The 6,585-nt window shown below is 60.0% G+C and carries 7 protein-coding genes; 4 read left to right on the top strand and 3 right to left on the bottom strand.

Annotation, left to right across the window (positions count from 1 at the left end; genetic code table 11):
- Positions 1–559: 559 nt before the first annotated feature.
- A complete protein-coding gene (locus tag NKK47_RS27215; protein ID WP_023722056.1) occupies positions 560–688 on the bottom strand; it encodes a hypothetical protein in 129 nt (42 codons plus the stop codon).
- Between the two features lie 32 nt (positions 689–720).
- The gene (locus NKK47_RS27210; RefSeq protein ID WP_352578928.1) at positions 721–1,110 is read right to left on the bottom strand and encodes a hypothetical protein; all 390 of its coding nucleotides are present in this window, start codon (positions 1,108–1,110) and stop codon (positions 721–723) included.
- A gap of 611 nt (positions 1,111–1,721) precedes the next feature.
- On the opposite strand from NKK47_RS27210, the gene queC reads away from it, so the two are divergent.
- From queC to queE, 3 genes are read left to right on the top strand one after another with little or no spacing between them, the layout of a single operon-like run.
- On the top strand, positions 1,722–2,420 hold the full coding sequence (gene queC / locus NKK47_RS27205) for a 7-cyano-7-deazaguanine synthase QueC (RefSeq protein ID WP_352578927.1): 699 nt from the start codon (positions 1,722–1,724) through the stop codon (positions 2,418–2,420).
- Positions 2,420–2,776, top strand: coding sequence for a 6-carboxytetrahydropterin synthase QueD (queD, locus tag NKK47_RS27200; protein ID WP_023679623.1), 357 nt, complete (start codon positions 2,420–2,422; stop codon positions 2,774–2,776). Before queC ends, queD begins: the two co-directional genes overlap by 1 nt.
- Entirely contained in the window at positions 2,773–3,507 is a 735-nt protein-coding gene (gene queE / locus NKK47_RS27195; RefSeq protein WP_023679624.1) for a 7-carboxy-7-deazaguanine synthase QueE, read from the top strand. Before queD ends, queE begins: the two co-directional genes overlap by 4 nt.
- A 555-nt stretch (positions 3,508–4,062) precedes the next feature.
- Here queE and hemN read toward each other — a convergent pair.
- On the bottom strand, positions 4,063–5,412 hold the full coding sequence (gene hemN / locus NKK47_RS27190; RefSeq protein WP_352578926.1) for an oxygen-independent coproporphyrinogen III oxidase: 1,350 nt from the start codon (positions 5,410–5,412) through the stop codon (positions 4,063–4,065).
- Between the two features lie 154 nt (positions 5,413–5,566).
- Here hemN and NKK47_RS27185 point away from each other — a divergent pair, with 154 nt between their 5' ends.
- Positions 5,567–6,313 carry a Crp/Fnr family transcriptional regulator gene (locus NKK47_RS27185; protein ID WP_352578925.1) on the top strand — a complete coding sequence of 249 codons (747 nt, stop codon included), beginning with the start codon at positions 5,567–5,569 and terminating at the stop codon, positions 6,311–6,313.
- The last annotated feature ends 272 nt before the right edge of the window (positions 6,314–6,585 follow it).

The raw sequence follows: 6,585 nt of genomic DNA, 5'->3' as shown, positions 1-6,585 counted from the left end.
CGCCGACTGATGACAAACCGCTCAGCGGCAGCGCAAGATCGTTCATGGTGGGTGTGGTCTCCGGGAAATGGTTCGGATCGGCTTAAGCAACCAAATCCCACGTCATTTCAACGATCAGATCCCGAGCAGCCAGTCAGTATTCGACCGTCGCTGGCGCCTCCGCCCACTGAGGCCTTGTGCTTCCTCCAGCGAGTCAAGCCGATCACCATGCGTGTCGCCAGTTCTGGTGCTCACCCACGTGCCATTTGCGATCTTGTGTCGGTGAGAGCACCGCAAGCACCTCCCCTGCTAGAGCGCAAGGCGGCTCGCGTCGCCGTGTTGTTACTATTCTTCGCTGTGGTCGGAGTTTTTTCCTTGGCTTCGGAATCGGGACATTCGGCTTTGCAAAAAAATAGGCCATCGTGGTCGATCGTCACGCCCCCGAGTTCGGCGGCACGATGGGACGACAACGGCAGCGCAAGCTCCATTTGCGCGAGGGGCTCGTCCCTTCAAATACTTGATGCATTTGCGCTTTGCGTACCTCCGTGCATGTTGCTCGATGCCAGGCGGAGACCTCTGTCTAAACGATCGCGCATCGATGCAACGCCCACGCGTAGATCGCCATCATCGCGGCGATCGCTTTGCCGCGATCGCCGCAGCCGTTTTCGAGCACGACAATCATGCCGGCGCTGTCGGCAGCGATGCGCATGCAAAAATTCACAGATGCATTCTGGCCAAATGCTAGCTGCCCAGCAAATGTCCGGCATTTCGCAAGGCCCCTACGAAGAGACTGGCATGGCCGTTGGCATCGATCTTGGCCTGCATCGACAGGGGCATGCTGTGCCAGTTCTCCAAGGGCGTAGTGAAATGTGAGAACGTACCGTTGACGATGCACTGGTGGGTAACAAGACCCTGTCTGTCCAACGCCAGCACGCCGATCTGGTCGCCCTGATATCGGATGGCTGCGACCCGCTGGACCTCCGCGTCACCGTCGACCCGCACGTCGAAAAGCAGGATGCCGCGGCTCCTGGTGGCTACCTCGGCGGCCTTTTCAGCGAAGCTTAAGGAGAGCGAGCGGACGCTTTCGACCGCCAGCCGTAAAACCATCAAATCCAGTTCATCCACTGCCATAAGGTACCTGCGCGCAACACATGGGTGATAGCAATCGACCACACCGCTTGTTCTCAGATGTCGGCTCACGACCGATCATTCAGGGTTTGCCGGTCAGTCCATTGACCGAGGGCGTGCTCCGGTTCGAACCGATCCTGAAGCGGAATGCGCTGGATCTACGGAACCCGAGGAGCAGGCCAGCCAAAGTTGCCGCGACAACTGATGTCGTGATCATTCCAGACATCTGCATCGGCGTCGCTGAACATCCCACTGGTAAGTCCGTTGTTTGCGGCAAGCCCATCCTTGGGCCGTCTAGTACCTGAAACCCTCGCGGTGGCGTCCCTCGAAGCTCGGGACCGCCGGGCGCTTGATCGTCGGGAACTTTGTTTACGAAGGTCCGGACCTCCTGCAGAGCTTATTCTGGTGCGCTCGCCTTTGAGCATTCCGCTGAAGCGTGACGTTTCGCTAGTCAGTGTTCCTTGCAGGCTCACCGCGAGGGCGCCTTGCACACAGCTGCACGTCAGCGCATGAAACTCGTCCCCCGTTCACTTCACAAAATGGATTTCCTGAAGTACTGGGAGCGCAGAGAAATCTCCGGTCGCAGCCTACCCGGTTAAAACAAGGACCCAAAAATGAAGACTCTCGTCGTCTGCTCCGGCGGATTGGACTCCGTTACCCTTGCTCACAAGGTGGCAGCGGAGCACGAACTCGCCGGCCTCCTATCTTTCGATTACGGCCAACGGCATAGGAAGGAATTGGGCTTCGCCGCCCTTTGCGCGGAGCGACTGAGCGTCCCGCACCGCATCATCGACATCCACGAGATCGGCGGCGGCCTTTCCGGCTCCGCGCTGACCGATAATGTGGACGTGCCCGACGGGCACTACGCCGAAGACACGATGAAGGTCACGGTGGTGCCGAACCGGAACGCCATCATGTTGGCCATTGCCTTCGGCTTCGCCGCAGCGCACGGCGCTGAGGCGGTGGCGACGGCCGTGCATGGTGGGGATCATTTCATTTATCCCGACTGCCGTCCGGCCTTCATCGACGCTTTCCAGATGATGCAGGACCACGCGCTCGACGGCTACGCGAAGATTCGCATTTATGCACCCTATGTGAATCTCACGAAGGCGGACATTGTTAGGAATGGAGCAGCATACGGCACGCCATTTGCGCAGACCTGGTCCTGCTACAAGGGCGCCGAGCGTCACTGCGGGAGGTGCGGGACCTGTGTCGAGCGGCGCGAGGCGTTTCATCTCTCTGGGCAGCCGGACCCCACCGACTACGAGGACTCCGACTTCTGGCTCGATGCGCTGCGAAGGAGGACCGCGTAATGTTCCGCATCACCAAGGAATTCCACTTCTCAGCCTCGCATCAGCTCACCTCGTTGCCACCCGATCACCAATGCGCGCGCCTGCACGGGCATAACTACATCGTTGAAGTGGAGCTTTCAGCGAATGGACTGAACGAGAACGGCTTCGTGCGCGACTATCACGATTTGGCGCCATTCAAACGCTACATCGACGAGAGCTTCGACCACCGACATCTCAACGACGTGCTGGGACATGAGCAAGTCACGGCGGAATATCTGGCCAGACATTTTTATGAATGGTGCAAGGCACGCCTGCCCGAAACCTCGGCCGTGCGGGTGAGCGAAACGCCGAAAACCTGGGCGGAATACCGGCCATGACCGATACGCATCCCGCAATCCGCGTGAGTGAGATTTTCGGGCCGACGATCCAGGGCGAGGGCGTGCTCATCGGTTTGCCGACCGTCTTCGTCAGAACCGGCGGGTGTGACTATCGCTGTTCCTGGTGCGACAGCCTGCATGCGGTGGACAATCAATTCCGCCATGAATGGGAGATGATGTCCATTGGCGCGGTGTGGCAAAACGTGCTTGCGCTTTCCGGTGGCCGCCCGCTGATGGTGTCGCTGTCAGGCGGCAATCCGGCCATCCAGCCGCTCGCCGCGCTCATCGAGCGAGGCCATGGTGAAGGTTACCGTTTTGCGCTGGAAACCCAAGGTTCGGTGGCCAGGGACTGGTTTGCCGACCTTGACGTGCTAGTCCTCAGCCCAAAGCCGCCGTCAAGCCAAATGACGACCGATTGGGCCGCTTTCGAGGCGTGCCTCCAGGCGGCACAAGGCAGGCCGCAAGTCGTGCTCAAGCTCATTGTTTTCGACGAAAGGGACTACGCCTACGCGAAAGACGCCGCTGCGAGATTTCCGCGACTTCCGATCTATCTGCAACCCGGCAATCACACGCCGCCACGCCCCGCAAATGAAGACGCGCCTGTCGACCTTGACGGAATATTGAAGCGCATGGAGTGGCTGGTTGATAGCGTGACCCGCGACAGGTGGTTCGAAGCCCGTGTGCTGCCGCAGCTGCACGTTATGCTCTGGGGTAACAAGAGAGCCGTCTAGCCTAGGCCCGCTTTTCACTGAAACTGCGCCGGCGGATATTCGGGTGGACGGGTTGTCCCACGCTTGACGGCGCTGCCGGGGTGCTTGCGGACTTTCTGCCACCGGCACCAAGAGCGTGGCCAGCCGCTTACGACTCGGAATGTTGCCGAGGCTCGGTTTCGACGGGCGTCGGCCTGGCGCGAACCAATCAAAGGTTAGCGCGAGCCACGGGTGGATAGTGTGGTGGTGCGATGCGGCGGCGCCTGCTGCAGCTGGCACGGTCCTTGCGGATTCTTGTTGCAAGGCCGAAGGGAGCTGTCGGCCGACAACCATGATCTGGCCAGGACGATTGTCGACTGCTTCCGATACAGAAAAGAGGCCGGACTCGACGTGGCGCTTCAGGGACTGCGAAATGGAATACGGCGCCGGAAGGCACGACCGGACGATATCGTCGCTATGCCAAGACGCGTCTGGTCCGCTCTCTTGTCTCGACACGACGGTCGCCGATCAACAGTGAAAAACGTAGCGCAATCGGTTCACGATCGACTGAGAACCATGACCGTTCCTCTGCGGTGCTCAGACTGCCGCTGAGTGCCTGGCCGTTCCACTTTCGAAATATTTGTCGAACTTTGCCGCGATGCTCCTGACAAAGGGCCGGCTTTCCGCAGGCACGACGAAGCGGTCACCATCAAGTTCAAGCAACCGCGCAGGATCTTGGAGGGCCGTGGAACTCGCTCGGACGAGAAGTCTTTGGCCGGCTTCGCCAAAGCGCTCCACCAGTACGATCGCCGAGAAGCCGAAGTCACACATCAGCCGCTCGATGATCCAGCCGCGAACACGGTCGTCTTCGGAAAGCGCAATGCCGCGGACCGCAGCCAGCCCGCCGTCTTCGACCATGCGTCCATACTCGGCGGTCGAAGGCATATTCTGTGCATAGCCCTGGCGAAACTGGCTGATGGACGATGGGCCGAGGCCGATCAATGTCTCGTAGCCGTCCTCGGTGTAGCCTTGGAAGTTCCGGTGCAAAGTCCCGGCGCGTGCCGCAAGCGCCAGCGCATCGCCCGGCTTGGCGAAATGATCGAGCCCGATTGCTTCGTATCCCTGGTCCATGATCGCCCGCGCTGCCAATTGCGATTGGGCAAACCGCTCCGCCGGACCCGGCAACCAGGCCTCGTCGATCATCGTCTGATGTTTCTTGAACCACGGCACATGGGCGTAGCCAAAAAGCGCGATCCGATCCGGTTCCAGGGTCAGTGCCTGTGCAACCGTGGAGGCGACGCTCTCCCTGGTCTGATGCGGCAGGCCGTAGAGCAGATCGAGATTGACGGATTCGACGCCACGCGAACGGACGCCATCAACAACCGTCTTGGTCTGCAGAAAGCTCTGCTCGCGGTTGATCGCTGTCTGCACCTTCGGGTCGAAATCCTGGACGCCGAGGCTCGCCCTTGTCATGCCGATTTCGGCGAGTGCCTCGAGGCGGGCATCGTCCATATCATTGGGTTCGATTTCGACGCTGATCTTTGCACCGGGGAGAAACGTGAAGCTGTTGCGCAGGACGGTTCCCAGCGCCACGATATCTTCCGGTTTGAGCATCGTCGGCGAACCGCCGCCGAAATGAACCGCGCGAACTCGGCCCTTGCCGGTGACAAGGCCGCCAATAGTCGCGATCTCCGCATACAGCGAGCGCAGATAAGCGGCCACCGGCTCGTAGTGGCGCGTCTGTTTCGTATGGCACGCGCAGAACCAGCAGAGCCTGTCGCAATAGGGAATATGCAGGTAAAGCGATATCTCGTCACCACCTTCGAGCGCCTCCAACCAGCCTCGGTAAACGACGGCATCGACCCCCGTATGGAAATGCGGCGCGGTCGGATAACTGGTATAGCGCGGGACGTTCTCGCCAAGTCTGGCAGCTAGCTCCAGTCGCATGTCGTGGTCCACCGTGTTTGCGTCGCCGGAACTGTGGATGCTTGGATGAGCCTAAGCCCTGATTTCGATCAACGTTCAGCACGGACAAACTGCCGCAAGGATTTTTCTACCGTCGATTGCTATCCTGCCCGCACTGGACCGGTAGAGCGATCGAATGACATTACGGCAGGACATTCACAGTTCCGGCATTCCCGTTCTTTGCCTGTCTTGCGAGGCACGGCACCGCGGCGTCTGCGGTGCGCTCGAACCAGACCGTTTGGCTCGGCTCGCCAAGACGTCGTCGCGGCACAAAATCGAGCCGGGGGTCGAACTGATCGGCGACGCCGAGGCGGTCGACTGTTATTCAAATGTGCTTTCAGGCGTGGTGAAGCTGACGAAGAGCCTTTCGGACGGCCGCCAGCAGATCGTCGGCCTCCAGTTCGCGCCGGATTTTCTGGGACGGCCCTTCAAGATGAAAAGCGCGATCAATGCGGAAGCGGCAACAGCTGTCTCGCTATGCTCGTTTCCGAGAGCGGCCATCGAACGGATGATGAAGGAATCACCGGAATTTGTGCATCGCCTGCTCAAGCAGGCGCTGAACGAACTCGACGAGGCACGCGAATGGATGGTGACTCTGGGGCGCAAGACCGCACCGGAGAAGGTGGCGAGCTTTGTCCTCATGATCGCCCGGAACATCGGTTCCAGTCTTGACCCGGCGGCTAGGTCGGTGTGCTTCGAGCTGCCGATGACGCGTGCCGACATCTCTGATTTCCTTGGAATTACAAACGAGACCGTGAGCCGTCAGCTGACCAGCCTGAGAATGGACGGCGTGATTCGGATCGAGAACAACCGCCGTGTCACCGTGGACAGCATGAGCCGGCTGGAACGGCGCTGCGGCGGCCGAGGCGCAACCGCCGTTTGAATGACACCGAAGCTGCATCGCCTACGTCACTTACTTCGTTCGGGGCAGGGCATGCTCGCGTTGGGCTTAGAAGAAGTCGCATAGCGACAGCCCGCTCTCCATCCGATCGCATGAGCCAGGTGCATTTCGGCCAACTCGTCGGCGAAGCATCCATCCTCGAGGTGCTCGACGTGCAACCGGCTGTTCCAGGCAGGATCGCACTCGGCCGAAGTCAATACGCCTCATACGCAGGGGAAAATCGCCGTCTCCCCGAACCATGGATGTCACGAAGT

Origin of the sequence: Mesorhizobium sp. M0019 (assembly GCF_040323975.1) — a bacterium.
In the GTDB taxonomy this organism is placed as follows: domain Bacteria; phylum Pseudomonadota; class Alphaproteobacteria; order Rhizobiales; family Rhizobiaceae; genus Mesorhizobium.
The sequence above is the reverse complement of the archived record's forward strand: the minus strand, read 5'-3'. Positions and strand labels throughout refer to the sequence as shown.

Bases quoted from the DNA above. Each gene is read 5' to 3' on its own strand.
- NKK47_RS27215 (WP_023722056.1), bottom strand. From the start codon at position 688: ATGCGCATCGCTGCCGACAGCGCCGGCATGATTGTCGTGCTCGAAAAC.
- NKK47_RS27210 (WP_352578928.1), bottom strand. From the start codon at position 1,110: ATGGCAGTGGATGAACTGGATTTGATGGTTTTACGGCTGGCGGTCGAA.
- queC (WP_352578927.1), top strand. From the start codon at position 1,722: ATGAAGACTCTCGTCGTCTGCTCCGGCGGATTGGACTCCGTTACCCTT.
- queD (WP_023679623.1), top strand. From the start codon at position 2,420: ATGTTCCGCATCACCAAGGAATTCCACTTCTCAGCCTCGCATCAGCTC.
- queE (WP_023679624.1), top strand. From the start codon at position 2,773: ATGACCGATACGCATCCCGCAATCCGCGTGAGTGAGATTTTCGGGCCG.
- hemN (WP_352578926.1), bottom strand. From the start codon at position 5,412: ATGCGACTGGAGCTAGCTGCCAGACTTGGCGAGAACGTCCCGCGCTAT.
- NKK47_RS27185 (WP_352578925.1), top strand. From the start codon at position 5,567: ATGACATTACGGCAGGACATTCACAGTTCCGGCATTCCCGTTCTTTGC.